Raw genomic sequence first — 26551 nt, 5'->3', positions numbered from 1 at the left:
CGCGTAAGACTGGAGGCGTGGCAGACACGCTTTATGCCGACGTCTCCGAATGGCAGGTCGGCGTCAACGACAGTTATCCCTATCCCGTTTTGTGCATCCGTTCCAACGACGGCACGCATCGAGATCGCCGATGGGTCAACAACTATGACTGGTGCCTGCGCAACGCCGACAGCGGGCGCCTGACGTTCTTCATCGTTTACTTTGTCTGGCGGCCGAATTGGCAGCAAACCGTCGACACCTTCAAGGACATGGTTCGCACACCGCACCCGAAGATGGCGGTGATGCTCGACGTCGAGGCGTGGGGCGGCCAAATCCGCGGCGACCGCTCAGCCGACATCAACGCCGCCTACGAAGCCGTCGGCGCGTTCGTCGGCTCGACGTCCAAGGTGATCGGCTACGGCAACGTGGGCGACCTGAACAATCTGTGGCCACGCAAGCCGCCGGGCATTCGATTGGTGGTCGCCGCCTACGGGCACAACCCGCCATACCCGGGGAAGGTGGCCCATCAATACACCGACGGCCAGGGCTACGGAGGCGGCCTCCCGGAGGGCGCACCCCCGTTTGGCCGCTGCGATATGAACTCCGCCGACGGGCTCGCCCCGGACGAATTCGCACATGCATGCGGCGTTTCACCGACCGATCCGGCAGCGACCCCGCTTGCAGACTCAAGAATTCGTAGGAAACTTCGAATCGAGTAGTGCAATACGCAGGACACAGCGTCTTTTCCCCGGCAAACTATCCGCAGCAACGTCAATTACTTCTCGTCGGGGGTTTGCCGTGAGGAACATCGTGCTGTGCTTCGACAGCGCACGAGCCCATCCAGGGTCACGGAATGCGACGAACGCCGCGGCACTGCTGGGCTTGCTCGCAGAATCCGACGACCAGATCACCTGGTACCACCCGGGGAGGTCGTCAGCGAACCCTCGGCGGCTCGGCGGTCCGGGCCGGCGGCAAGTGCTGCGTGACGCACAGGCAGCGATCACCGAAGCCTACGAGTTCCTGATCGACTGCTGGCAGCCAGAAGACCGCATCTACATGTTCGGCGTCGGGCGGGGCGCGTATTGCGCGCAGTCTCTGACCCGGCTGCTCGGCACGGTGGGCTTGTTCCCCCAGCTGATGGACTACGTGCTCGGCGCCTATGCACTGCCTCGCACGCGACGCACCCCGCAGGACTGGACGCGGGTCAGGCGACTGGCGGCGCGGTTGTCGGGGCGGCGTGACTTCGGTGTGCCCGTCCAGTACTTGGGCTTGTGGGACGCGGTGAAACTGCCCGGCTTACCGCGGGATTCCGAGCCGTTGACCAACGTCGCCGCAGGCCGACACGCGGTCGCGATCGACGGTGGCTACGGTCCGTTCGGGGAGCACCTGGTCGCGGCCGGATCCGACCGGGTGGAGGAAGCATGGTTCCGCGGCGCGCATTGTGATGTCGCCGGCGGTCCCGCGGCGTGCCAGCCGCTGGCCCAGATCGCTCTGGACTGGGTGCTCGACGGCGCCATGCGGGCCGGGGTCGAGGTGAGGCCGGGCAGCCGGTATCTGGGTCCGGCACCCAGTGAGTTCGACGCGCTTGCGGGGAGCGCGCGCACGATATCGATCCGCAAGTTGCCCCCCAGCGCGCTGGTGCACGCAAGCGTCGACGTCTATGTGCGGGCGCATCCCGAATACTGGCGGCGACTGCCGGCCCACGTCGTCTGGGCCGATAGAGATTGGCTTGCCCGCAGCGAGCGGCTGGTGCATGCCGAGCCGGCGGCACCGCGGGTGGTACCTGCGGAGCTTGCGGCCGCCGCATCGTGAACTAAGTAGCGCTGCCACCAACTACGCGAGAATTTGCGTAGTGCACTACTCACGACTGCTGAGCGTCCGCGCAGCAGACTGTGGTTATGACCACTGTGCTGCCGCACGAGGTAGTAAAGTCCCAGGTTATGGCCCAAAACTGGCCTGTGGTTCGCCGTGACAACGAATACGCGACGATTCACAATGCGCTGGTTGAGCAAAAGGACGGATGCGGGATCGTCCTGATCGGCGACGCCGGCGTCGGCAAGACGACACTGGCGCGTCTGGTGACTCAAGCGCTGCCGACGCGAGTGCAATGGGTGGCCGGCACGGAGTCAGCGCGCAGCATCCCGCTCGGCGTGTTCGCACATCTGGTGGGTGCCGCGACGTCGCGGGATCCGGTGGCGTTCCTGTCCGCGGCGCGAGAAACCATTATCGCCGAAGGGCATTCGGTGATCGGCGTCGACGACGCCCACTTGCTCGATCAGCTGTCGGCGACACTGCTGCACCAGCTGGTCCTGGACGGCTCGGTGCGCATCGTCGCCACCGTGCGTTCCGGGGAGACAGTGCCCGACGCGATCACATCGTTGTGGAAGGACGGATACCTGCAGCGGCTGCACCTGACGCCGTTCACCAGGGATCAGTGCGTCTCGCTGATCGAGGAGGCGCTTGGCGGCCGCGTCGAGGGGTTGTCGGCCGACCTGATGTGGGAAGCCTCCGGCGGCAACGCGTTGTTTGTGCGGCACCTCGTCGAGGGTGCGCTGGAGGCGGGCACGCTTCGCCAAGTCCGCGGCGTGTGGCAGCTTCGCGGCCGCACGGCGGTCACCTCGGAACTGGCGTCGCTGTTGGATTCCCGCGTGGAGCAGTTGCCCGACAACGTGCTGCACACGCTGCGGCTGCTGACCTTCTGCGAGCCGCTCGAACTCGACACGCTGTGCGACGTCGTCGGGCCGGATGCCGTCGAGGATGCGGAGAACCGGGGCCTGATCCGTGTGGTCGAGGACCACTCCAGCGTCGACGTGCGGTTCAATCACCCGTTGTTCGGTGAGGTGATCAGCCGGCGGCTGGGCATGGCGGCGGCGCGGCGGTTGCGTGGCGAGGTGGTCCGCGCGCTGCAGGACCGGCCGTTACGCAGCGCGGCGGACCGAATCCGATTGGCGGAGTTGACACTTGACAGCGATCAGCAGCCGGAGTTGGAGCTGCTCGTGTCCGCGGCACGCGACGCGATCGCGCTGACCAACGTCACGCTCGGTGAGCGGCTCGCCCGCGCGGCGGTGAACCGGGGCGGCGGGCTGATCGCCAGTGAGCTGCTGGCGCGATCGCTGCTCTGGCAGGGCAAGGCGGCCGAGGCCGAGGAGACGCTGAGTTCGTTCGATCCGGATCAGATGGACGAACTCGAGTTGGTGCGCTGGGGTCTGGCGCGCATCGCGAACCTGCACTGGTCGATGGGCGACGCCGAAAGCGCCGACGAAGTTCTGGCGCTGCTGCGTGAGAAGGTCACTCAAAACCCGCTGCTGCTGCTGATCGACGGCGTGGCGTCGGCATCGCGCACATTCGAGAATCAACTTTCCGAGTCCGTGGCGCTGTCCGAACGTGTGCTGTCGGATCCCGAGTCGCCTCCGAGCGCCGTCGAGTGGGCCGCGTTCGGCGGTGCGCTGGCGCTGGCGTTGATGGGCCGTGCGGACGAGGTGGCCGCGGTGGCGTCACGAGGCCATCAGGTGGAGAGCAGGGTCGACGGGCTACTGCGCTATCTCGCGGCGTTCGGAGAGGTGCGCGCACTGGCGCTGGCGGGCGACTTCGACAGTGCCGCACAGCGATCCGCCGACATCATTCGAATCACCTCGGCCGGCCAGTATCTGGCGTGGGGCATGGCCAACGTCCTGGTCGGCACCGTTGGGGTGACTCGCGGGCTGTTCGCCGACACCGTGCCGCGGATGGAGCAGACCGTCGCGGCGTTGACCGCGGAGTCGGCCGCGTCGTGGAGTTTCCCGGCCCGGCTCATGCTGGCGCAGTCCTACTGCGCGCTGGGCCGCACCGAGCCGGGCGCCAAGATGATGGCCGAGGTGAAGCTGCGCTACGGCCGCCACGTCGCGGTGTTCGGGCCTCAGCTCAAAATCGCCGAGTCGTGGCTGGCCGCGGCCGAGGGAAACGTTAGCGCCGCAATCGAATTCGCTTTGGACGCCGCGCGGCTGGCGGCCGAATCGGGGCAGCATGCCATCGAGATGCTGGCGCTGCACGACGCGGTGCGCTTCGGCGACCAGAGCTGCCTGGACCGGCTTGTCGAGGTGTCCGCGGCAACCGGCGGCCGGCTGGCGGCTGTGATCGCGGCGCACGCCGAGGCGGTGCGGGACCGTGACGCCGCGGGAATCGCCGCGGCGGCCCAGCAGTTCGAGGAGCTTGGCGCGCTGTTGTCGGCGGCCGACGCCGCCGCCCAAGCCGCCGTTGCATACGAGGACGCAGACGATCGCCGCCGCAGCGTGGAAGCGGCTGCAGCGGCTAACCGGCTCGCGGCGGACTGCGGCGGAATTCGAACGCCCGCATTGGATCTGGCTGCCCATCCGCTGCCGCTGACGGTGCGTGAGCGTGAAATCGCCAACCTGGTCGCCGCGGGTCTGAGCAACCGCGACATCGCCGAGCGGCTGACGGTATCGGTGCGCACGGTCGAGGGTCATCTCTACCGTGCGTGCATCAAGCTCGACATCTCCGACCGCGAGGAGCTCGCCGCGTTGATCCGCGGCGGCGGCCACAGCTGACTTTTCCTGCGCGAGCAGACGCAAAAGGCCCCGACACGCCGAGATTTTGGAGCACTTTACGTCTGCTCGCGCCAGTTAGCGTTTGAGGTCGGGGCGATATCCGTCAATGTGATCGATGCGGTACTGCACGCTCGGGTGAAGAGCGTCGGTAGGTAGTACCTTGCGGTTTCGCCACCCGCCGGCGAGCCACCACACCTTCTCGTTCTTGTGTATCCGGCCCAGCGCATTGTCGGGGGGAACTTCGTCGTCCCAGTGAAACTCGAGCAGATCGAGATAGCGCTGCTTTCTGACGAGCAGACCCTTCGCTTCTGCTTCCTTCACCATCCACGACAACGCGATGTCGGATAGGCGGTGGTCGTCGGGGAACTGGCCGCCGACGTCACTGTGCACACCGGCGAACCAGAGTTCCTGGTAGCGGCCATCGGATTTGGCGACCGCATCCGGATTGAAGCGGTACTCCGCGAACGGGCGCCGCCGTTCGTCGATTGACATGGCGTGCCTTGCCGTCTCGACGTTGTCGATCTTGGCGGTAAACGGCCATCGGGCTATCTGGATCTGCCCTTTGAGGTTCAACCAGCCAACCGATTTCACGGTGTCCCAAACGCCCAGAAAGTGAATCTGGCGGCGGCTCGTGTCGAACATCGTCGGAAACTTCGGATTACCGAATTGGCGCGCGAACTCGTCGCGGACGTCCCAGAACTTCTTCTGAGCCTCTTTGGTTTTCGCATCCGGCTCGACACCTGGCGGAGGTGCCGGCGGTCCGCCCCGCGCATAGAGCTTCAATGCGTAGGGCACAAGGTTCTCGGTGCCAGGTCGCAATAGGCCGACCGTGTGCAACATGCCCGTCAAGGCGCGCGCGGTGTACGCACCGCGGGAGAAGCCGAAAACGTAGATTTCGTCGTTCTCCTGGTAGTTGCGGGACAGCCAGGTGTAGGCCTGCTCGATGTCGTCCTTGATGCCGAAGCCCGCAGCCAGGCCGGCGACGCGCGTCAACGCCTGGCCAAGTTGGGTGACCGCACCACGCGCTCCCATGGTGCCGACCCCGGGGTCGTAGTAGACAAGCTGCTTGGCCGGATCGTTCTTCTGCGCGATGTCGAATATCCGGGCAACGTTGGTCACGCCGTGCTCCGGCTCGTTGTTCGTGCCGTCAAGGCACAGGACCAGATTCCGCGTTGCCGGCGCTGATGGCGTTGTGGGCGTTGTCATTCCGGCACCTCGAATGTCAGTTGGGACCACCACTCGGTCTCGTCGAGTTTGCTCGCCGGGTTGTCACCGACGGTGTCTTTGTTCGGCTTGATCACCCGGTGATTCGCCTTGGTGAGGGCCGTAATCAGCTCGGTATAGGGAATCGAGTCCTTCCACAGCTTCACGAGGCCCCACGGCACCATGGTGTCGCCGGGCTTCTTCCACTGCTTCTCGACGAACGACATGGGCGTCGCGTTGTGCGACCCGTGGTGGCCCATCTTGTAGAAGTCGACGTCGCTGATGAGATCCAGCGATTTCGGATCGTTGCGTACCGACTCCCACGCGCCGTACTGCGCATCACCGGGGAACAGCAGCCGCACACCGCCGATGTCCAGCACGAAGAACAGGCTGGTGTTGTTGACCGACTGTTCGAGCACCGAAGCCGCCGCCATCAGACCCATGTCGTTCGACAACGAATGCAGTGCGAGTTTGCGTTTGGCCTCGTCCAGTTCTCGCGGCACCTGGGTCAGGTCGGTGAGGACGAAGACCTTGTTGAAGAGCCGTGAGTCGTCCTCAACCTTGTCCTCTTGGGTTGCCTTGGGCCTCTTACCGTTTGTGGTGACGGTGGCTTCGTCGTCTTCGTCATCGTCGTCGTCCGCAGCGGCCACCACATCGTCGAGGTTCAAGGTCAGCCAACCGGCATTCTTCGGCGGGTCCATCTTTTTCAGCATCGCCGCATCGCGGGGCGGGCCCAGAATGTGCGCCACCACTCCGCACTTGTCGATGCGGATGGTGTTCATCGACTCATCGGTGTCGGGAAGGAATCGCACGTCGTGGGTGGGCTTGGCGAAGCTGATGCCGCGGCCTAGCAGCCGGTTGGTCGCCTTGGCGTTGCCGCGGGAGTTGTCCGCCATTGCCATTGCCAGCGTGAGCATTCTCTTCGCATTGGAGTTGGCGGCGACGTTGTTTGTGCGTTCACCTATCAGCGCCGCGAGCTTGCGCGCGGTTGCGGTCTGCGCGTTCCGAAGCTGCTTGGCATCGTCATCGTTCTCATCCTCGACGAATGGAACCCACACTTCGTCGACGTCGACTCCGGCCCAATCGTCTTCGGCGAAACCGCGGATGTGGTCGCGGTGGTGATGGGTCGCGACGACAACGTCGAGATGCGGTTTGCCGCCGCAGTCCTGCGTGAGGTCATCGATGATGTTCTTCACCGAGTCCTTCAACGGCCGTGCGGCGCCCTGTGCATGTACGCCGCAATCCACCAGCATCCGCCAGGTCTGTCCGCCCCGGCGCACCGTGATCCGGAAGGCGTCGCCGAAACCGACGTTGTACATGCGTATTTCGAGTGTTCCAGTGTTGGTACCGGTGGTCGTCGTCATTGCAAGACCGCCTAAACGTTGTAGTGCAGGTTGGCGAAGGTGAGCCGATGCACGGCCGGCTCGTCGGTCCAGGCGGCTAACGGGTCGGTATCAGAAACCTGACCGAAATAGTTCCGAAGCTTCGTTAGCCGGTCCTTGCCCAACAAGTCGACATACTTCGCTTCCTCGTCGGAGCCAGGCTCGACCAACGGCAACGGCTTCGAGATGATGTGCTTGATCTCGCCATTTGCGCGTGCGATCAGCGTGGTCCCGGCCCGCAGCGGCGTTCTCGCGTCCGGCGCAAGGTCAGCCTGCTCGACCTCCTCGAGGTCGCGGCGGCGCTGGGTGTACTGAATAACGATTTCTGGCCGAGGCTGGAGGTCGTCAGCTTGTCGATACGCGACATTGACACCGTCGACGGCGATGGTCCCCTTCGGGTCCAGACCGATGGCGACGGCATGTTCGTGTGCCCATTCCACACACCCGGCGAACAACACGTTTTCCGGTGACGGTCGAAATTCCATATCGACTCTGAGGTCCAAGGACATGGTTGCATCGAGCAGCAACTGTTCAAGCAGCCTGGGCGGAAAGCCCTTTCCGGCAAGGCTCCCGCTGGGCCCGGGCCAGACCAGCCCGCTGTCGGTCAGCGAGTCGACCCGCTCGGGGTAGATGCCCCGCCGGCGCAGTGCCTCGATGAGATTGCCGCGCAGCCCCGAACCGTCGGTTGGATACAACGCGCAGTCGGACGTCACAATGGCGCGTATCACGTCACCGAACGTGACGTCGACGGGTGGCAGGTAATCGATCGCGCGGACCACCATTGCGAGATAACGGTCGGCCGTGCGGATGGCTTCGGTGGTGACCCGCGAAACAAGATCGGGATGTAGCGCCCCGGCAGGCAGCACACCTGTGCCGTTTGTCGCGATGCGAATAAGGTCGGCGACGGCGGCCTTGTAGCGGTCCAGGTACGCGTCGAACACAGCGCCGACGAAGATTGCACCGCGCTCGTGCGGTTCGGTGGCATTGTTGAAACGATCTGGGGTCCGGAGTTGCTCGACAGGCACGTCCGGGTCTATGGCCGATCGCAGTGCCGCGCCCCGGCCGGTGGATTGACCGAACTCAGACGCCAGATCAAAAAGGGCCCTTCCCTTTTCGAGGCTGCCGGACGTAGCGGCGATGGCTTCTTCGACTACCTCCCGGTAGGCGAAGTGCTGGAAAAGGGCGATCAGGTCGGCGAAAGCCTCATGCCACGCGAACACGTCGCGGTTGGTTGCTTCAGCGAAATGCGGGCGAAGCCGGTGAACGATCGCATGAGTGACTTCGTGCGCGATGATGTCTGATGACAGGCAGGTGAAGATGACCTGTCCGGGCAGATTGGCTCCCGGGTCATTGGCGTCGGCGCGGTAGTAGCCAAACAAGACGGCTTTGCGCTTCGGGTCGAAGAAGGCGTTACGCCCTTCGAAGGCGTGCGGCACCAGGCCCAGTTTCCCCGTGCCGTCCTGTCTGAAGCGGAAGCGCCGGCCTATGTAGCGCTCGAAGCGTTCGATCACGCTCGACGCTACGGCGTACACGATTTGTTGGTGCGAACGAGGATCGCCCTCGGATGGCGGCAGTCCATCCTGGGCGAGGATGTAGGGATCGTCGAGATCGACTGGGACATACCAGCTTTTATGGACGGGATCGAAGTCGACTACCTGCAGCAGCTCGCCCTGCGGCCCCAGCAGGAGACCGCGCTCGTATGGGATGTTCAGCGTGAGGAACCGGCCGGACAGTCGGGTCGACATCGGGTCGAAGGCAAAGGTGCGTAGCCGCCGTCGCCGAGGCAATGGCACCACGGGACCTGAATTGGGACGGGCGGCCGTGTTGGAAGCGGCGCCCGGTACAGCCGTTGTAGTCATTGTCCGGCTCCTCCCGTTAGCTGGACGGCGCGGCAACAGCGTACGTCGCAGCCATACATCTGCATCGCGAAATCGGCACGGGCGCTGGCATGCATTTGCCGGCTCCGGCTTATCTGCCGACGCCGTCGGACCACACACCGGGCCAACTGGCCGCGATCGGCGTGGGCCCCGAGTCCACCCGGTCGGTGGCGATGTCGTACCGCACGTACTGCGAACCCTTGAAGAAGTACGCCTTGCCGTTGTTCCACACGACCGCTTCGTCGATGCCCGAAGCGAACTCGTCGGGCATCCCCGGCCAGTTCCCTGCGATCGGCGCCGGGAAGCCCGCGTCGACCTTGTTGTGCGCGATGTCGTAGCGGGCGTATTGCTCGCCGTTGAAGAAGTAGGCCTTCCCATTGGGCCAGACCACTGCCGCGTCGATGTGGTCTGTGAACAGGCCGGGCCACTTCGCCGAGATTGCCTTGGGATAGCCGGGGTCGACGCGCTCGCCGGCCAGATCAAAGCGGACGAACTGAGATCCCTTGAAGAAGTAGGCCTTTCCGTTGGTCCACAGCACGCCGGCATCGACGCCCTGGTTGAAGGCGGCCGGGAATCCGTTCCAGTTCCCCGCGATGTCGACGGGGTAGCCGGGATCGGTCTTGTCCGACGCGACGTCGTAGCGCAGGTACTTCTTGCCCTTGAACAGGTACACCTTGCCGTCCGGCCACACGCCTGACGGCGATACCGGTCCTGGATAGAGCTTGGCGGCAAATGCGGCGTCTAGATTGTCGATGTCCTTGCCGCCGGCCACCGCGATGCCGTCCTTCATGATGTGCGCGGGTAGGTCGTAGCACATGATCGAGTTCTCATCAGTGGCCGCGGTCGCCTTGAGCGCCGAGACCTTGAACGGCGTCAGCACCTGCTCGATGACCTCCTGCCGCGACCAGCCCTGAGTGGCCATGAACTCGGTGATGGCCTTCTCGCGGTCAATGCGGTCGACGATCGCCTTGCGCCGGTGTTCGTGCGGGAAGCCCAGTGTGTGGCCGGTCTCGTGGCGCACGACGCGGTGGTACTCGGATTCAGGCGTGTTCACGGTGAAGCTGTCGAGGTTCATCGTCGGCTCGTCGGCCGGGATCGACAGCACGTCCGTACCGAGGTACGACCAGTAGCCGTCGTCGCGGGTACGGGCGATACGCACCTGCGGATCGGTGTTGGTCGGGGTGAATTGGACGTTCGCCCATGCGCCCCAGGCGTTCATGTGCGAGATGATGCGCCGCCGCAGTTCGGCCGACGGGTTGTCGAGAAAACCGACGGTGAGCCGGACACCTGCGGGTCCCCAGTACTTCTGGGTCATGACGGCGAGGTGTTCCGGCGCCGGTGTGAACTCGCGCGGCAGCGCCGCCGTATTGGGCGCGTTGGCCGGATTGACATCGATCGCGGTCGACGCCGATTCGAGAAGTTTGTCGGGAGGTACCTGCTTGATGGTGCAGCCGATGTATGCCACTGCTGTTTCCTTACACCCGTGTGACGTGGTGCTTTGACGCTATGCGGGCAGCGGCGCCATGAAACGAGTGGCGGACTACGTGATTTCTCGATAGGCAGTACCTGCGCCGTTGCCGAGGGTCCTGCCGCCGACCAGAAGTCACGCAGGAATTCGAGTACCGCACTACTCATGCCGTGGCCGTGCCACCGGTGGGACCGTTGCACCCATGAAGGCCGGCGCTGTTGCCAAGCTGGGCATGTTGATCGCTGGAGCAAGCCTCGCGCTGACGGCATGCGGCGGCCACGGCGCTACGGGGAGACCAGGGCCGACGGTTCCCGGAGGTGTTGGTTACTCGACGATCTCCCAACTGTCGGCAAGTCCGCCGCGTGTCGCCGACTATCCACCTGGCCTGTCGCCCACGGTGTGGTCGTACCTCTACCAAGACGGAATCGCCACGACAATCGTTGCGCGACTGGACAAGACCGGTCCCCAACTTCGGCTGCCGTTTCCGAAAGGTTGGGTCGACGCCGGCAAGGCGACTCGTGACAACGCATACGGCGGCATCGAATACATCGGCACCGAGGCAAATCAATACCGGCCGACGATCACCGCGTACTACGTGAGCATCTCCGGCAACGTCGTCGCTCAAAAAATCGTCGATCTACTTCCTGGCGAGCTGGTCAATCTGCCCGGGTTCACCGAAACGGCAAGTCATGCAACAAGTCGCATCGACGAGTTTCCGTCGTACCAGCTCGAGGGCACCTGGAGCGACGAAGGCCAACGCAAATTCGTAGCCACCAGGACAGTGTTGATGCCCGCCGCCGATGGGCTGTACCTCCTGCATTTCGCAGGCGACTCCCTGGCGTCGCAGGCTCCGATTTTCAGGAGCGCGCTCGACGTCATCGCTGACCGGACAGTGATCACCGGGTAACCATGCTGTCGTGTTTCCGCCGTCTTCGCCTCTGGCTGTTCGCAGCCATGGCGGTCATCGGCGCGATCATCGGCTTTGGACTTGCGCTGGACTCCACTCCCCAATCCGATCCCCCCGTCGGTGTGAATGGCCAGTGCCCGACCGCTTCCGATGTCGAAGCCAACGCCGTGGTCACGGTCAGTGAAAAAGACGGGATGCCGCGCATCGAAACGACCCTGGACGTCAAGGCGAGGGGCGTCGTGCCACCCGAACCGTCTTGGAACATCGCCGATCTGAACAACAGCGGTGGGAGCAACTCCCTAGGGGAGGGGTTCAGCAGATGCTTCTTGCACAACTACCCGTCGATTGAGCGGGTGTCTTGGGCCAACGGCTCGTTAGACGCGCGGTTCAAACTTGCCACCACATACTCGTATACGGTGCGGCCCGACAAACAGCTCTACGCCAAGGATGCGCACAACTTATTCGACCGCGAGAATCTGCCGGTAATCGCGCACATACCGTTGTTCAACAACGCGGATTTGCCCAGCGGCCAGCTGGCCGTCGCGTTCTGTGCGCGCAACCGGCAGCCGGATCCACCGCGCTTGTATGGGTGGTCGATGGCAGCGGTTCACACGAACATCCGCCGACAGGTGGACGTGTTGGACGATCAGACCGATCTTGGCCTGCTCTGTAGCAGGCAGAGCAAGCTCACCGTGACCGTCCAAGCCGATTCGTTCAACGATCCGCGGATGATCGCCGGTGAGCACGGCGAGGTCACGGCTGAAGATCGCGCCCCCAGCCCTTTTCCAGAACAAGCCAGTCAAGACAATGATGCGGCCAAGTACACCTGGTCGTTCAGCGGAGACAAGATTCCACACATCACCGTTCCGCTGGCGGTCCCGTTGCGGGTGTCTCTTGCCGGGTACATCGACACGTTCTACAACCAGCCACGCGCGTCCATGCTGTTCGCCGATCAAACATCGGAGGGCTTCCAGATCGGATCGCTCAAGATTGACGGACGGTATTGGACGTACGGCCTTTCCGCCCTGTTGTGTTTGGTCGCAGCCGGTCTGGTGATACGAAGGTCTGCGAGGACAGCCAGGATCTTCCTGATTCTGTTGGGCATGATCCTGCTCGGCGGCGTGTTCCTGGAGTACGAGCCCGTGAGTTCCGGCTTGTCGTCATCGATCTTCTACATTGCCGGATTGACCGTCATCGTCATCGCAGTTGCGACTGCGAGCAGGAAGGCGATCGTTCAGCCACTTATCTGGCTGTTGGCCGCGGCTGTTCCGGTCGTGGTGTTCGCGGCGGTGCTGTACACCCGGCGGATCGCGGTTATCGGAGACCCGTCATCGGACGCAGACCTCGTCATACCTTCTGCCTACAACAACGTTGTCGTCATATGTTTTTGGGTGCTGATGGGGCTGCTCGGTGTGAGCGCAGTACTGCTCTTCATTCACCTGCGCCGCCTCTTCGACCTGCGCCACGACACATCCGATTCGGACTTCCAATTCAGGAACACGATTGCACTCATCAGCGCGTTCGCGTTGATGGGATCGCTGTTCTATCCGGTGGGCTTGGCGGTCGGAGACAACTACCCAATCGACCCGCTGTCGCACGATGCGCTCTATTGGCTGACGTGGTCGGTGGTGCGATGGAAGTTCACCGTCTTGCCGCTGGTGCCGTTGATCGCCGCGACCTTTATCGCGATGGACTTGTTCATTGGCCGCAAGTCTTCGCAGACGAAGATCCCACGCGTCGCGGTGGCGTCGTCGTTGATGCTCACCCTGTGTGCACCGTGGACGGAGGGAGGAGCGGCGCACTTCATCATCGACTTGCCCCTGTGGCTCGTTCAATGGCTGATCCTGTGGCTGGTGTTTCGACATTGGCTGGCCAACGGTTCAGACCCCGACGATGGGGGCGAGCATCCTGATACGCCGAGAGGCGTTGTACCGCAGGGCGGTTCGCTGGTTGCTGCCACCCACGGGCAGGCAATGACGAAGACGGATGCTGACGTGTTGACCGCAGATCCCGAGGAGGATCTCCTCAAGCCCGTCGGGACCATCATCGACATCGCACGTGCGTCGGCGCGTACGGCAGGCATCTTGGCGACGGTGCCGGTCGCGATCTTCGTGTGGTCAACGCTTGGCGACCTTTCGGGCAAGCTGGTTTCGGCCGACGGCGCCCTGACCGTCTTCGTCGCGATCTTTGTCGAGAGCGCCCGATGGGTGGTCGGCGGCTTCATCTTCGGCCTGACCTTCTTGCGGCTTCCTGGCCACATCGGCCCGGTACGCGGACTGGCATTCGCCGGCGTGTGGACGGCGAGTTCGTTCGTACCGGTCGCCATCGCCCGGGGTATGGATGTCGATTTGGGACACCAATTGATCTACCGCGGTGCGCAGTTCGCATTGTTCTTCGTGATTCTCGGGGTCATCACCGACCTGGATGCGCTGAAGGCGCGACAGGGTGGGTCGTTGACCGAGCGCCTGGAAAGCCTGAAAGACCTGTACTCGCTGAGCAGTCCGACGCGCACACTCGTGACGCTTGCGCCGGCGGCGGGCCTGGTGTTGACCCTTGCGCAGCAGATCCTCACCGGCGCGCCGCTGGACGTAGCGAATTCGTTCCTCGGCAGCGTCGGCAGCGTCATCACTCCACCCGGCAGCCGCTGACGGCTCGCAGCGAACCCCAGCAGGTCGAGCGGCAATCGGGCCCAAGTCTCTAGAGGCACTTCCGTCTCTGTTTTCCCACCAGGCAGCGCTGCCTCAGCAATACACGGCGACATGGCTCGGCGAATGCTGTCGGTACGAGCCCCCCATGGTTTACTGCGGTGCGTGGACTGGTTCGAAGACCGGGCGCGCGACCTGGCCGACATGTCTGCCGGTGCATGGACCGCGCTCGCGGCCTGGCTGGCAGTCCTGGTAGGAGTCGCCGCGCTGCTGTACGCCTGGCGCCAGTATCAGCGGGTCAAGCAGCAGACCGACGAGCTGATGCAGCCGAATGTGGCCATGTTCATGGAGCCCAGCGCGACCGACTGGCATCTCATCGAGCTCGTCGTCAAGAACTTCGGCCGCACGCCCGCCTACGGCATCCGCTTCGAATTCGCCAACCCGCCCACCGTCGGCAAGTACGAGACGGCCTACGAGGACCGCTATATCGACATCGCGCCGCTGAACCTGCCCGCGGAGATCCCGTACCTGGCGCCGTCGCAGGAATGGCGCATCGTCTGGGATTCGGCGCTGGATCGCCGGGAGCTGGGCGAGGCCATCGCCTCCCGCTTCGACGGCGCGGTCACCTACTACGACCAGCCCGCCAACGGCCGCACCGCCAAGGCCGGCCGGCAACAATTCCGGTCCACGGCGGTTCTGGACTGGGCGACGCTACATCCCGTCGAGCGTCTCGAGCTGCTGACCACGCACGACCTCGCCCGTCAGGAAAAGCAGAAGCTCGAACTGCTGCGCAGCCTGTTGACCTACTTCCACTACGCGGCGAGCGAGACCCGCGAAGAAGTCCTACGCAGCGAGATCAACCGCGTCCGCTCGGCCGCCGACGAACTGCGCGATCGTTACCGGGCGCAGTACAACGCCCCCGCCGATCACAACAACTTCGCCTTCCAGGAAGCGCACACCACCGTGATCAACGGCAGGCATCGCCGAGACCTCGCCTAACACGGATCGCCGGATTTCGCGTCCTGGTAAGCGATTTCGACCTTCTGCTCAGGCCGTTGCGCTTCGGCGCGCAGCGCTGCGGTGTAGTAAGACTTGTCCGCCTCGGTCAGGGGCGGCGCAAGGATGCTGCGCGGCCAAAGGTGTTTGGCCCGAACCACATCCGCCTCGACCGCGTGGACGATGACGGTCGCCTGCAGTGCCAGCCACGCCAGCAATCCGAGCACCGCACCGAACACTCCGGCCACGGCTTGCGCGTGGCGCAGCTGATGCGCGACGACGAAGCCGGCGATGATGAGCAGGAGCTGCCAGCCCACCGCGCTGATCGCAGCGCCGAGCAGCATGCACCGCGTCGACACCTGTCCCGACGCCGCTACCCGGAACAAGATGAGGAAGAAGCCGAAGCCGAGGATCATGCCCACCACGACGCTGACGATTCGCGCGCCCAGCGCGCCAAATCCGATCGAAGTCGCCGCGCCCGCGGCAGTGCTGGCAGCGCCGGTCACGACGACGATGAGGCCGAGCAGAACGATCAGGGAGAAGGTCCGCAAGTAGCGGGGAAGGAAACCGGGCCGGTCCACCTTCGGCACCGCCCACAACGTGTTCAACGTGTTCTGCAGAGCGTGCGCGAAGCCGCGGCCACCGAGTACCGAGACCACGATGCCGGCCGTCAGCGCGACACCCGTGCTGGCGACCTGCTCGACGCCCAGCTGCTGATGGATCTGCGTGCCGACGATCGGGAACTCCGCGAATGCCGAGTTGACCACTTTGGCATGCAGGTCCGGGTACTTGCGCAGCGCCACGCCAAGGATCGCGGTGAACGCGAGCAGCAGCGGGAAGGTGGCCAGAAACGCGTAGTACGTCAACAGCGCGACGAGATTGCCCGCCTCGTCGTCGCCGAACTTCTTCACTATGGCGACGGGGAACGCGACGACAGGATGGCGCTGCTGCCAGCAGTCGACGCTGCGGATGGCTCGTTCGATGGGGTTCATCAGCGCTCACAACGTCGTCCGGGTTTTGCGCTGGAATACCCATTTATCACCGGTGTCAGCGCCGCTCTTGGCTTTCGTAACGCCGTTACGTAACATCGCTACGCATGACCGTGAACTATGAACTCAACGAATCCGTCGCGACCATCACGCTGGACGACGGCAAGGTCAACGTGCTCGGCCCTGCGATGCAGGGGGCGATCAACGAGGCGCTCGACCGTGCCGAGAAGGACTCCGCCAAGGCGGTCGTGCTGGCGGGCAACGGCCGGGTGTTCAGCGGCGGGTTCGACCTGGCGGTGTTCCAGTCCGGCGACGCCAAGGCCGCGCTCGGGATGCTGGCAGGCGGTTTCGAGCTGTCGGTGCGCTGCCTGACGTTTCCGAAGCCGGTGATCATGGCGGCGACGGGCCCGGCAATCGCGATGGGTTCGTTCCTGCTGCTGTCCGGCGACCATCGGATCGGGCAGCCCAAGTCACGATGCCAGGCGATCGAGGTCGCGATCGGGATGACGATTCCGATCTCGGCGATCGAGATCATGCGGCTGCGGCTGACGCCGGCGGCGTTTCAGCGAGGCGTGTCGTTGGCCGCGACGTTCGCCGGTGACGAGGCGATCGCGGGCGGTTGGCTCGATGAAATCGTCGAGGCCGATCAGGTGCTGGCGCACGCTCAACAGGTGGCGGCCGAAGTCGCGGCGACACTGCACGCAGGCGCGCATCTGGCGAGCAAGCTCAAGGCCCGCGAATCCGCATTGAACGCTATTCAGGCCGGAATCGACGGGCTTGCAACGGAATTCACGCTGGGCTGATGCCGAGAGTCAAGCAGCGAACGCCTGAGCTTCGGGAGCATCTGCTCGACGTGGCGATCGCGACGCTGTCCGAGGAGGGCATCGCGCGGTTCACGACACGACGCGTGGCCGAGCGGGCGGGCACATCTGTGCCCGCGGTCTACGAGCTGTTCGACGACAAGGCCGGCCTGGTGCGGGCGATGTTCTTCGAGGGCTTCCGGCTGCTCGGCGGTGAGCTGGCCAAGGTTCGGATGACCGACGCTCCGCTCGACGATCTCGAGCGGCTTGTTCCGGTGTTCCGGTTGTTCTGCCGCGCGTATCCGCGCCTGGCGCAGGTGATGTTCTCGCGTCCCTTCGCCGATTTCGAGCCGGGGCCCGACGAATTGGCCGCTGGTTCGTCGGTGCGGGAGGTGTTCGTCGGCCGCATTCAGCGGTGCATCGACGCCGGTCTACTGTCGGGCGACCCGACCGACATCGCGCACGTATTGCTCGCTCTCGCACAGGGTTTGGCGGTGCAGGAAGCCGGGCGGTGGCTGGGCGACGGCCCGTCGATCGAGCGGCGATGGCGGCTGGGGGTGCGGTCTCTGTTGACGGGGTTGCGCTGAAGTCTGGGCCGGCTCACACAGGTATATGTGTTGCGCCCGCCTAGCGGCGACAAAGTCGGTACTGGCGACAATGTCGCCCATAGCTGGGCAAATCGGATACTGGTCGCCCTCCCGACTAGAAGTTGCCACCCCTCAATCCCTGTCATGATGGTGGCATGACGCACGTCCGAGGTCGGGTGTGGCGGGCCGGTAAGCCCCAGGACGACTTCGACTTCCCCGCCATCTCGGACTACCTCGCAGAAGACGACACGCTCGTGTGGTGCGACATCTACGACCCCAACCACGCGATCCTCACCGACCTGGCGCAAGAACTCGGGCTCAATACGTGGGCGGTGGAGGATGCCGTCGCCGAAGCGGAGCGCACCAAGGCCAACGTCTACAGCACCCATACGTTCTTCACGGTCTACAGCGTGACCATCAGGGAACCGGCCGACGAATCCGAGTCGATGCTCGACATCCACCGCATCTCCGCATTCGTGCTGCCGCGGGGGCTGATCACCGTGCGATTGTCGCCGCATTTCGACATGGATGCGGTGTCGCGACGCTTCGACGAGCTCGGCGGCCAGGAGTATGGCGTGGGCTCCTTGGTGCACGGGCTACTCGATGTGGTGGTCGACGGGCACTTCGAAGCGGTCCAGGCGCTCGACGAGGGTATCGAGGGCCTGGAAGACGCCCTGTTCACCAACAGCGGCCCGCGGGGCGGTCTGCAGCGGCACACCTTCCGGCTGCGCAAGGATCTGGTCGAACTGCGCCGGGTGGTTCTTCCGACGCGCGAAGTCGTCAACACGATTCAGCACCGCAGGCTGGACGCCAAGACGGCCCCGCAGCTGGATCCGCTGTTCGCCGACCTCTACGACCATGTGCTGCGGGTGTCCGAATGGACGGAATCGTTGCGAGACATGGTGACAACGGTTTTCGAGACGAATCTGTCGCTGCAGGATGCACGCCTGAACATCGTGATGAAGAAGTTGACCGGGTGGGCGGCGATCATCGCAGTGCCGACGGCGATCACCGGGTTCTATGGCCAGAACGTGGAGTATCCGGGCATCAACACCGTCGGCGGCTTCGTCGTGAGCACGTCGATGATCGTGTTGCTGGTGCTTGGCCTCTACTGGATGTTTCGGCGGCGAGACTGGTTGTGACACGCGATGCTTGGCGGTTCAGTGAGAATCTGCGCCAAGATTGGTGCTCCCAGCGCCAACTACCGTAGGCTGATCACAGGTTGAGTTACCAGCCGCCGGAAACGTCGAAGATGTGCAGGAAGACTCCCTGATCAGCACCCTGGACGTGACCCCCTATTTCATCCGGACGTCACTTTGGAGCCAACCTCAATGACCGCTATGACCACAACAGACCCATTCGCCACCACGCGCCAAGATGGGCTCAGACTCTCCACCGAATGGCTCAACACCTCCGTCGTACGCATCAGCGTTCACGGAGATGTCGATGCCTCCAATTCCGAGGAAGTGCTGGAATACGTGTTTCGCCGCGGCGCGAACTGCCGCACGCTGATACTTGACCTCACAGACGTGAGTTTCTTTGCCACCGCGGGCTTTTCGGCGCTGCAAACCCTCGATATGCGCTGCACGCGCGCAGAAGTCAGTTGGATGCTGATCCCCAGCAAGGCGGTATCACGAGTGCTCACGGTCTGCGACCCGCGCCGCTCCCTCCCCTGCGGCGTCGCCTGATTCCTAAACCGTCATCGGGGTGTGCCTGCGCACGAGTTCGTCGGCGAGGCGATAATCGTCGTCGGCGTTGAGGCTGAGCACACCGACGACTTCGCCGCCTGCCTCGTACCAAACCGTGAACCCGTTGCGATGCTCGACGAGCCGGCTGTGCTCGTACTCGGTGCCCCAGCCGCGATACTTCAGCGTGGATTCGCCTACGGTGCAAGAGAATCCGGGCACCTTGTCCCAGGCGGCTTCGTAGCCGGCGGCTGACAGCCCCGCGACGAGTCCCTGCTGTGCGGCGTCGCGCCAGTGCTCGGCGCGGATGCGCCGCCGGGCGGTCACGTTGTACGCCAGCGCGACGTCGCCTGCGGCGTACACGTTGCGCGCAGACGTGTGCATGCGCTCGTTGACGACGATGCGATCGTCTTGCGTTTCCAGTCCTGCTTGTGCGGCCAGATGAGGATCGGGGCGTACACCGGTCGCGGAGACGACGACATCGCCGTCGACGGACCCGCCAGTGTCGAGGTGCACGGTCGTGTCGTCGATGGCCGTGACGGTCGTCGAGCCGAGGAAGCGAACACCGTTGTCGGACAAGATCTTTGCGACACGATCACCCACGTCGGCACCGAAGCGGCGCAGCAGCGGCACGGGTTCGGCGGCGACCATGGTGGTGGGCACGCCGCGACTGGCCAGGCATGCGGCGGCCTCGCAGCCGATCAGCCCTGCGCCGATGACCACCGCGGAGTCGGCGTTGCCCGCGGCCATGCGGAGGACCACAGCGTCGGCGAAGGACCGCAGGCTCAGCGCGGCTTCGGCGCCTGGGATGGTGAGCGGGACGGGGGTGGCACCGCAGGCCAGGACCAAGTGCCAGTACGGGTAGCGCCCGCCGCCGGCGGTGACGACTTCTTGGCTGGCAAGGTCGAGGCGGTCGACGGTGATGCCGCGGATCAGGTCGACGTTGTGGCGGACGAACCAGCCCGGGCTGTGCAGGTCGAGCTTGGCGTCGCGCCCACACAGATAGTCCTTGCTCAGCGGCGGCTTGGCATAGGGCAGCGCCGGGTCCGAGGTCAGAATTCGCACCGGGATGTGGGGGTGCTTGCTACGGAACGTCTCCGCCGCGCTCAACCCTGCTGGACCACTGCCGATGGCGATGAAGCCCGGTGCCACCACACTTCCTGATTACCACTTCTGGGCGCCCTCCACGCCCGTTGTCAGGCTTTGGTCACACTTTGGCGAGCAACCGGGCCGCTCGTTGCTTCAGATGCCGTAGACCTGGATGTCGAGCGGTGGCCCGCCGGGTCGCGGAAAACCCGGAACGGGTCGTCCTCGCAAACGGTCATATGGGACCATCTGCGCATGGATCCACAGGACGACCCCGAGGCCCGCATCCGGCAGCTCGAGCAGCCGCTCGCTGACGTCGCCCGGGCGAGCGAACTCGGCACGAGTGGGGCCGGCCCGACGACACCGCCGCCGCCACCGACGTACATACCGCCGCCATCGGGCACCACGACGCCGATGTATACGCCGCCGCCCACCGGCTACGGTCCCCCGCCGGTGGATCCTTATGCGGCGCCGCCGTTCTCGTATACACCGATGCCGCGCAGAGTGTCGGTGTCGTCGGGTTTTGGCGCGTTGCCGTTGGTGATCGCAGGCGTGGTGTTGGCCATCATGGTCGGCGTCGGGGCGATCGTGTTCTTCAGCATCAGATCGGCCGTGCCCAACGGCATCCCCAGCATTCCGAGCATGCCCAGCTTCCCGAGTATCCCGAACATCCCCAGCGTCGAGTCGCCAAACGCACCGGCCGGGCCGACGACCCCAGCGCCAGGTAGTCCGCAGAGCGTGTCCGGCATGGGCGAGAACAAGAAACTGGTTTGCAATGACAGCCCTGTCAGTGTCAGCGGTGTGTCGAACACCGTGACCATTACCGGCCACTGCACCAAGATCGCGGTGTCCGGCATGCAGAATCAAGTCACGCTCGAGTCCTCCGACGTGATCGGCGCCTCGGGATTCAAGAACGTGGTCACTTACCACTCCGGCTCGCCGGAGATCAACGCTTCGGGAGACAACGTCGTCCAGCAGGGCTGAGCTTCTCGGGTTACACCGTCGCGGCTATCGGCGGTCCGATCTCGTCCTCGAGTGTGCGGATCACCCGCTCCAGCTCGTCGACCAACCAGCTGTCGCTGCGCCGGCGGTACACGTCGAGCAGCGAGCGGTAGTACCAGAGATGCTCGTGTGGATCGTCGGTGTTGAACCGCTGCCATAGCGTCGGCCCGTGCCTGCGCAGGTCCCGCAGGATGGCCCTGGCGTTGTCGAGCTTGTCTGCGATCGATACCAAGATCGCACTGTGGGACGCCTTGTCCAGGTGCGCGATGTAGGCCTGCTTGCGCTGCTTCCACGGCGGTTTCGGTGTCACGACAGTGTCGCTGCACTCTTCGACGATCGCGGCCACCGTCGCGCCGAACCGCTCCTCGATCGCGGCCAATGTCACGTCGCCGCCTTGATCTTCGGCGGCGTCGTGCAGCAGTGCGGCGATGGCTTCGGTCTCGGTGCCGTCCGCCTCGATCACCAATCCAGCGACCGAGAGCAGGTGGCCGACGTAGGGAACGTCGCTGGCCTTGCGGGTTTGCGTGTTGTGCAGATCGGCCGCATACGCAAGCGCCTCTTGGAATTTCGGGCCCAGACGGGGAGACGCGGTCACGATGTCTTCCACGCCAGGATTCGTTCGGCCAACTCCGGCCCGCAGTCCTCCTGCACGAAGTGGCTGCCGTTGATGCGCGCATGCGGTTGGCCCGCGGCCCCGGGAACATGCTGGATCAGCGGACGGTCCGCGCGCCCGAGGATGGGATCCCTCGCACCGAAGACACACAGGAACGGCTTGTCCCATCGGCCGAGTTTTTCCCACGCAGCGCGGTTCGCCGGGACGGCGGGATCGTTGGGCGACGTCGGCACGAGTTGCGGGAAGGCGCGGGCGCCCGCTTGAAATCGCTTGTCCGGGTAGGGCGCATCGTATCCGGCACGCACGTCGGCCCCCACCTTGGTGACGGTGCCGAAGGAGACGATGCGTCCGCAGGAGAACACGGGTGTGTAGCGCGCGAAGGCGCGCCAGATGCGAAACGCCGGTGGCGTGGGCCGGTCGGCGGTCGGCAGGAACCCGTTTGCGACGACGATGCGGGCGATGCGCTCGCTCTGTTCGGCGGCAATGCGCAACCCGATCAACGATCCCCAGTCCTGGACGACGATGGTAGCGTCGCGAAGGTCGAGGCCGTCGAACCACGCCGTGACCCATTCGACGTGACGGAGGTACGTGTAGTCCTCGATGCGGGTGGGCTTGTCGGAGCGGCCGAAGCCGATCAGATCGGGCGCGAGCACGCGATGGCCGCCGTCGACGAGCGGCGGAATCATGGTGCGGTACAGGTAACTCCACGTCGGCTCGCCGTGCAGCAGGACGATCGGCGAGCCGTCGGCGGGGCCCTCGTCGACGTAGTGCATGCGAACCGTGTCGGTGTCGCTGGCCTTGACGTCGAGGTAATGCGGGGCGAACGGATAGCCGGTCAGGTTGTCGAATCGTGCGTCGGGAGTGCGCAAAACGTCCATGGTCACCTCGGGCTCGCAGCGTCGCTCTTGGGGTCGATCAGGATCTTGGCATGTGCCTCGGGGTCGCCGAGCGCGTCGAATGCAGACTCGACGCCGGGGAGGCCGACGGTGCCGGTGACGAGCGGTGTGACGTCGACCTTGCCGTCGGCGAGCATGTGCAGTGTGTCGCGGAATTCCATTGGCGTGTAACCGAGTACGAATCGCAGGTCGATCTCTTTGTTGATGGCCATCGACGGCCGGAGCTGGTCGGCTCCCATGCAGACGCCCACCACGACGACGCGGGAGAACAGCGGCGCGCTGGTGATGATTCCGTCGATGATGCCGGGCACGCCGACGCATTCGAAGATGACGGGATGCTTCGGAGTCGCCGCGCCGACGGCTTCGGCGGCGCGCCACACATGCCACCAGGGCAGCCGCAGCTTGTGCAGAGTGTCGACCGTTCTGACGGCGAGACCCAGTGCGTCGGGGGCGGTTTCGAGGTGCCCGTGCCCGGACGCGGCTTTGTAGGGTGAGTCCTGAGCGGGGTCGACGACGACGTCGGCGCCGCATCTCGTGGCGAGGGCGCGGCGGCCGGCGGAGAAGTCGCTGGCGATCACGGTGCGCACCCCGTGGGCTTTGAGCATGAGGATGACCGCGAGGCCGATCGGCCCGCAGCCGATGACGATGGCGACCTGACGCTTATTCACTTCGCCGCGCTGGACGGCATGCCATCCGACGGCCATCGGCTCGGTGAGCGCGGCCTTGTCGGGCGGTAATCCGTTGGGCACGGGCAGCGCCAGTGACTGCTCGACGACGAGTTGTTCGGCGTAAGCACCCGGCGCGGCCGTCGACAGGCCGATCGGGTGGACGTCCTTGCCGTGCCGCACCAGCGGCAGGGCGACGACGGGTGTGCCTGCGCGGAGCGCCTTGCGGGTGCCGGGCCCGTGGTCGAGGACCTCGCCGCAGAACTCGTGGCCGAAGACGACGGACTGATGCGAACGCATGAAGTCGTGGTATCCGGACTCGTCCATCACGTCCGCGAGTTCGTCCATGTGGTGGCGGGCGTGCAGGTCCGAGCCGCAAATGCCGCATCGCTGGACGTCGATGAGCAGCTGGCCCTTCGCCGGTGTGGGGTTCGGCTGCTCGACAACCTCGAGTTTGGCGTTGGTGCACGCGACCGCCTTCACCCAGCCGAGCGTAGCGGGGCAGCCGATCGCCGAGGCGCCTCTGAGGGAAGTTCTGACCGCTGCCCGGCGGCCACGAGAAGTTTTTTGCCGGTTGGCACGCTTTTGACCGCGTCCAGCGTTTTTCATGGTCATAGGAACGCGGCGAGAGGACGACGCTATGGATGGCATCGCCGACATGGGCGGCACCGACGGTTGGGGTCCCGCACACCCTCCCCGTGTGGACGAGCAGGTTTTCCCCGAGCCGTGGAACGCCCGGGCATTCGCGCTGACTCTGGCGTCGAACGGGCTGACCGGCGGCAACCTTGACTCGTTTCGGCACGCACTGGAGCGCCTGGACCGGACCGCCTACCTCGACGACGGTTACTACGGCCGCTGGCTCAACGGCGCCGAGCTGATGCTCGTTGACGGCACCGTGGTGGCGCCCTCGGCGGTCGAGGCCCGCGCCCGCAACTTGCGCGGTGAGCATGTCGAGGAACCAGCGATACCCGAGCGCAAGAAGCGTGACTACGCACCGACGGCCGAGGGGTCTTTTCGGACCGTGGACGCCGCGCCGGCGTTCGCCGTCGGACAGCGGGTGCGAGCCAAGAACATCTCGCCCGCCGGACACACCCGGCTGCCGCGCTACGTGCGTGGCCACACCGGAGTCGTCACCCTGGTCGAGCCGGCGGCAGTGTTCCCCGACACCAACGCGCACTTTCAGGGCGAGGATCCGCAGTACGTCTACACCGTGCGGTTCGAGTCCGGCGAGCTGTGGGGTGCCGACGCTGAAGCGTTCGCACTGACCATCGAAATGTTCGAAAGTTACCTGGAGGCAGTCGGATGACGACCAGCCGCATTCCCCCGTCGTTGCGCGCCGAGGCTCTCGAGCAACTGCTGACCGAGCGCGGTCTCGTCGACCCGAAGATGTTGGACGCGATCATCGCCACCTACGAGACGAACGTCGGACCGCTCAACGGGGCCACGGTCGTCGCGAAGGCGTGGACCGATCCGGAGTATCGCCGCTGGCTTCTCGACGACGGCACCGCCGCGATCGGAGAATTGGGCTTCCTGGGGATACAGACGGAGCGTGTAAACGTCGTGGAGAACACCCCCACCAGCCATCACGTGGTGGTGTGCACGTTGTGCTCGTGTTACCCGTGGCAACTGCTTGGGCTGCCACCGGGCTGGTACAAAGACCCGTCGTATCGTGCACGGATAGTCAAAGAGCCGCGAAAAGTGTTGTCCGAGATGGGCCTTGACCTCGCCGCGGATGTGCAGATCACCGTGCACGACTCCAGCAGTGAGGTGCGCTGGCTGGTGCTGCCCGAGCGCCCCGCCGGCACCGAAGACCTGTCAGAAGAACAGCTCACGGCACTGGTCACCCGTGAGGCGATGGTCGGCGTGGCGAAGGTCGAAGCACCGTGAGCGCGCCGCTGGACGTCGACGGTCCTGCCGCGCCGCCGCGCTCAAACGGTGAGCTGGTGTTCGCCGAGCCGTGGGAGAGCCGTGCTTTCGGCATGGCGGTCGCGCTTTGTGAGGCCGGGGTGTTCAGCTGGCCGCAGTTCCAAGGAGCGCTGATTGCGCGTATCGAGCAGTGGCAAGCCACATCGACCGACGGCACACAGTGGAGCTACTACGACCACTGGCTCGGCGCTCTCGAGGACGTCTTGGCTCCAAGCGTCGCCGTGGTGGCCGACGACATCACGGCACGCGCTCGAGAGTTGGCTCGGCGTCCCGCCGGCCACGACCATTCCCACTAGGAGAGAAGGCGAAGCGTCCTGTGCAAGCAATCATCGCCAGTGACCGCGCGGCCGGTTTCCATGGACTTGCCCTAGCCGAGAGGCCGTATCCGCATGCGGCGGAAAACGATGTGATCGTCGAGGTGCACGCGGCCGGATTCACTCCAGGCGAGCTCGACTGGCCGTCGACGTGGACGGACCGAGCGGGACGCGACCGGACACCGATCATCCCAGGCCATGAACTGTCGGGCGTGGTCGCTGAGCTTGGCTACGGCACAACAGGTCTCACGGTTGGGCAACGTGTCTTCGGACTCACCGACTGGGCCCGTGACGGCACGCTCGCCGAATATGTGGCGGTCGAGACCCGCAACCTCGCGCCGCTGTCCGCGGGTATCGACCACACTGTGGCGGCCTCGCTGCCGATTTCCGGACTGACCGCGTGGCAGGCGCTGTTCGACCACGCTCATCTCGTGGCCGGGCAGACGGTTCTCATCCACGGCGCCGCGGGTGCCGTCGGTTCGCTGGCAGTGCAGCTGGCGCGCGAGGCGGGAGCCGTGGTGATCGGCACTGGCCGTACGGCGCACAGGGAGACGGTGCTGGGGCTGGGGGCGAACGCGTTTCTGGACCTGCAGCGCGATGCGCTTGAGGATGTCGGCGACGTCGACGTGGTGTTCGACGTGATCGGCGGCGACGTTCTCGACCGCTCGGCGCAGCTGGTTCGTCCCGGCGGTGCGCTCGTCACCGTCGCCGAACCGCCGCGGGTGCTACCCGAGAAGGCGCGGGCGATCTTCTTCGTCGTCGAACCGGACCGCTCGCGCCTTTCCGACCTGGAACGCCGGCTTCGCGACGGACGGCTGCGTCCGGTCATCGACACGGTATGTCCACTGGCAGAGGCGGTGTCCGCCTTCGATCCGAACCTGCGCAAGCGCGGCAAGACGATCATCCGGGTTGTGCCTTTGCCCGGCTAGCGGCGACATTGTCGTCAGCGGCGACTTTGTCGCCGCTAGGCGGGCACATGCGGATATC

24 protein-coding genes are annotated in these 26551 nt (G+C 64.9%); 15 read left to right on the top strand and 9 right to left on the bottom strand.

Annotation, left to right across the window (positions count from 1 at the left end; translation table 11 throughout):
- Positions 1–17 precede the first annotated feature (17 nt).
- From ACWW36_RS13915 to ACWW36_RS13905, 3 genes are all read left to right on the top strand, one after another.
- Positions 18–698 (top strand): hypothetical protein, encoded by a 681-nt coding sequence (locus ACWW36_RS13915; protein ID WP_456142095.1) that lies wholly within the window; start codon positions 18–20, stop codon positions 696–698.
- 79 nt (positions 699–777) lie between these two features.
- Positions 778–1791: a phospholipase effector Tle1 domain-containing protein gene (locus tag ACWW36_RS13910; protein ID WP_456142094.1), complete on the top strand. Its 1014-nt coding sequence runs from the start codon at positions 778–780 to the stop codon at positions 1789–1791.
- A gap of 128 nt (positions 1792–1919) precedes the next feature.
- Entirely contained in the window at positions 1920–4523 is a 2604-nt protein-coding gene (locus ACWW36_RS13905; protein ID WP_456142093.1) for a LuxR C-terminal-related transcriptional regulator, read from the top strand.
- Between the two features lie 75 nt (positions 4524–4598).
- Here the strand turns inward: ACWW36_RS13905 and ACWW36_RS13900 are convergent, their stop codons facing one another.
- From ACWW36_RS13900 to ACWW36_RS13885, 4 genes are all read right to left on the bottom strand, one after another.
- Positions 4599–5729 (bottom strand): DUF2235 domain-containing protein, encoded by a 1131-nt coding sequence (locus ACWW36_RS13900; protein WP_456142092.1) that lies wholly within the window; start codon positions 5727–5729, stop codon positions 4599–4601.
- Positions 5726–7090: a hypothetical protein gene (locus ACWW36_RS13895; RefSeq protein WP_456142091.1), complete on the bottom strand. Its 1365-nt coding sequence runs from the start codon at positions 7088–7090 to the stop codon at positions 5726–5728. The genes ACWW36_RS13900 and ACWW36_RS13895 overlap by 4 nt, the downstream gene beginning before the upstream one ends.
- 11 nt (positions 7091–7101) lie before the next feature.
- On the bottom strand, positions 7102–8853 hold the full coding sequence (locus ACWW36_RS13890; RefSeq protein WP_456142090.1) for a hypothetical protein: 1752 nt from the start codon (positions 8851–8853) through the stop codon (positions 7102–7104).
- Between the two features lie 223 nt (positions 8854–9076).
- On the bottom strand, positions 9077–10450 hold the full coding sequence (locus ACWW36_RS13885) for a hemopexin repeat-containing protein (protein WP_456142089.1): 1374 nt from the start codon (positions 10448–10450) through the stop codon (positions 9077–9079).
- A gap of 205 nt (positions 10451–10655) precedes the next feature.
- On the opposite strand from ACWW36_RS13885, the gene ACWW36_RS13880 reads away from it, so the two are divergent.
- The 3 genes from ACWW36_RS13880 to ACWW36_RS13870 all read left to right on the top strand — a co-directional run bounded on the left by ACWW36_RS13880 (position 10656) and on the right by ACWW36_RS13870 (position 15004).
- Positions 10656–11360 (top strand): LpqN/LpqT family lipoprotein, encoded by a 705-nt coding sequence (locus tag ACWW36_RS13880; RefSeq protein WP_456142088.1) that lies wholly within the window; start codon positions 10656–10658, stop codon positions 11358–11360.
- Between the two features lie 47 nt (positions 11361–11407).
- Positions 11408–14008, top strand: coding sequence for a hypothetical protein (locus tag ACWW36_RS13875; protein ID WP_456142087.1), 2601 nt, complete (start codon positions 11408–11410; stop codon positions 14006–14008).
- Positions 14009–14209: 201 nt separating this feature from the next.
- Positions 14210–15004 (top strand): hypothetical protein, encoded by a 795-nt coding sequence (locus tag ACWW36_RS13870; RefSeq protein ID WP_456142483.1) that lies wholly within the window; start codon positions 14210–14212, stop codon positions 15002–15004.
- Here the strand turns inward: ACWW36_RS13870 and ACWW36_RS13865 are convergent.
- The gene (locus ACWW36_RS13865; protein WP_456142086.1) at positions 15001–15993 is read right to left on the bottom strand and encodes a YihY/virulence factor BrkB family protein; all 993 of its coding nucleotides are present in this window, start codon (positions 15991–15993) and stop codon (positions 15001–15003) included. The genes ACWW36_RS13870 and ACWW36_RS13865 overlap by 4 nt on opposite strands.
- Positions 15994–16097: 104 nt before the next feature.
- Here ACWW36_RS13865 and ACWW36_RS13860 point away from each other — a divergent pair, with 104 nt between their 5' ends.
- From ACWW36_RS13860 to ACWW36_RS13845, 4 genes are all read left to right on the top strand, one after another.
- Positions 16098–16793, top strand: a complete 696-nt coding sequence (locus ACWW36_RS13860) for a crotonase/enoyl-CoA hydratase family protein (RefSeq protein WP_456142085.1) — start codon at positions 16098–16100, stop codon at positions 16791–16793.
- Complete coding sequence (locus ACWW36_RS13855) at positions 16793–17377, top strand: TetR/AcrR family transcriptional regulator (protein WP_456142084.1); 585 nt, start codon at positions 16793–16795, stop codon at positions 17375–17377. The genes ACWW36_RS13860 and ACWW36_RS13855 overlap by 1 nt, the downstream gene beginning before the upstream one ends.
- A gap of 155 nt (positions 17378–17532) precedes the next feature.
- Positions 17533–18519, top strand: a complete 987-nt coding sequence (locus ACWW36_RS13850) for a magnesium transporter CorA family protein (protein WP_456142083.1) — start codon at positions 17533–17535, stop codon at positions 18517–18519.
- 198 nt (positions 18520–18717) lie between these two features.
- A complete protein-coding gene (locus ACWW36_RS13845) occupies positions 18718–19065 on the top strand; it encodes an STAS domain-containing protein (RefSeq protein ID WP_456142082.1) in 348 nt (115 codons plus the stop codon).
- A 3-nt stretch (positions 19066–19068) separates the two neighbouring features.
- Here the strand turns inward: ACWW36_RS13845 and ACWW36_RS13840 are convergent, their stop codons facing one another.
- The gene (locus ACWW36_RS13840) at positions 19069–20217 is read right to left on the bottom strand and encodes an NAD(P)/FAD-dependent oxidoreductase (RefSeq protein WP_456142081.1); all 1149 of its coding nucleotides are present in this window, start codon (positions 20215–20217) and stop codon (positions 19069–19071) included.
- A gap of 186 nt (positions 20218–20403) precedes the next feature.
- Here ACWW36_RS13840 and ACWW36_RS13835 point away from each other — a divergent pair, with 186 nt between their 5' ends.
- The gene (locus tag ACWW36_RS13835) at positions 20404–21132 is read left to right on the top strand and encodes a DUF3060 domain-containing protein (protein ID WP_456142080.1); all 729 of its coding nucleotides are present in this window, start codon (positions 20404–20406) and stop codon (positions 21130–21132) included.
- Between the two features lie 10 nt (positions 21133–21142).
- Here ACWW36_RS13835 and ACWW36_RS13830 read toward each other — a convergent pair whose 3' ends face one another.
- From ACWW36_RS13830 to ACWW36_RS13820, 3 genes are read right to left on the bottom strand one after another with little or no spacing between them, the layout of a single operon-like run.
- Positions 21143–21745 carry an HD domain-containing protein gene (locus ACWW36_RS13830; protein WP_456142079.1) on the bottom strand — a complete coding sequence of 201 codons (603 nt, stop codon included), beginning with the start codon at positions 21743–21745 and terminating at the stop codon, positions 21143–21145.
- Positions 21742–22641, bottom strand: coding sequence for a haloalkane dehalogenase (locus ACWW36_RS13825; RefSeq protein ID WP_456142482.1), 900 nt, complete (start codon positions 22639–22641; stop codon positions 21742–21744). Before ACWW36_RS13825 ends, ACWW36_RS13830 begins: the two co-directional genes overlap by 4 nt.
- A gap of 2 nt (positions 22642–22643) precedes the next feature.
- Positions 22644–23807 carry a zinc-binding dehydrogenase gene (locus ACWW36_RS13820; protein ID WP_456142078.1) on the bottom strand — a complete coding sequence of 388 codons (1164 nt, stop codon included), beginning with the start codon at positions 23805–23807 and terminating at the stop codon, positions 22644–22646.
- A gap of 157 nt (positions 23808–23964) precedes the next feature.
- On the opposite strand from ACWW36_RS13820, the gene nthB reads away from it, so the two are divergent.
- From nthB to ACWW36_RS13800, 4 genes are read left to right on the top strand one after another with little or no spacing between them, the layout of a single operon-like run.
- The gene (gene nthB / locus ACWW36_RS13815) at positions 23965–24630 is read left to right on the top strand and encodes a nitrile hydratase subunit beta (protein WP_456142077.1); all 666 of its coding nucleotides are present in this window, start codon (positions 23965–23967) and stop codon (positions 24628–24630) included.
- Positions 24627–25211, top strand: coding sequence for a nitrile hydratase subunit alpha (gene nthA, locus ACWW36_RS13810; RefSeq protein WP_456142076.1), 585 nt, complete (start codon positions 24627–24629; stop codon positions 25209–25211). The genes nthB and nthA overlap by 4 nt, the downstream gene beginning before the upstream one ends.
- Positions 25208–25546 (top strand): nitrile hydratase accessory protein, encoded by a 339-nt coding sequence (locus ACWW36_RS13805; protein ID WP_456142075.1) that lies wholly within the window; start codon positions 25208–25210, stop codon positions 25544–25546. Before nthA ends, ACWW36_RS13805 begins: the two co-directional genes overlap by 4 nt.
- 20 nt (positions 25547–25566) lie before the next feature.
- Complete coding sequence (locus ACWW36_RS13800; RefSeq protein ID WP_456142074.1) at positions 25567–26493, top strand: NADP-dependent oxidoreductase; 927 nt, start codon at positions 25567–25569, stop codon at positions 26491–26493.
- Positions 26494–26551 lie beyond the last annotated feature (58 nt).

It is taken from the genome of Mycobacterium sp. MMS18-G62 (assembly GCF_053877835.1).
Note: the sequence above shows the minus strand (reverse complement) of the source record. Positions and strands in the feature narration are given on the sequence as shown.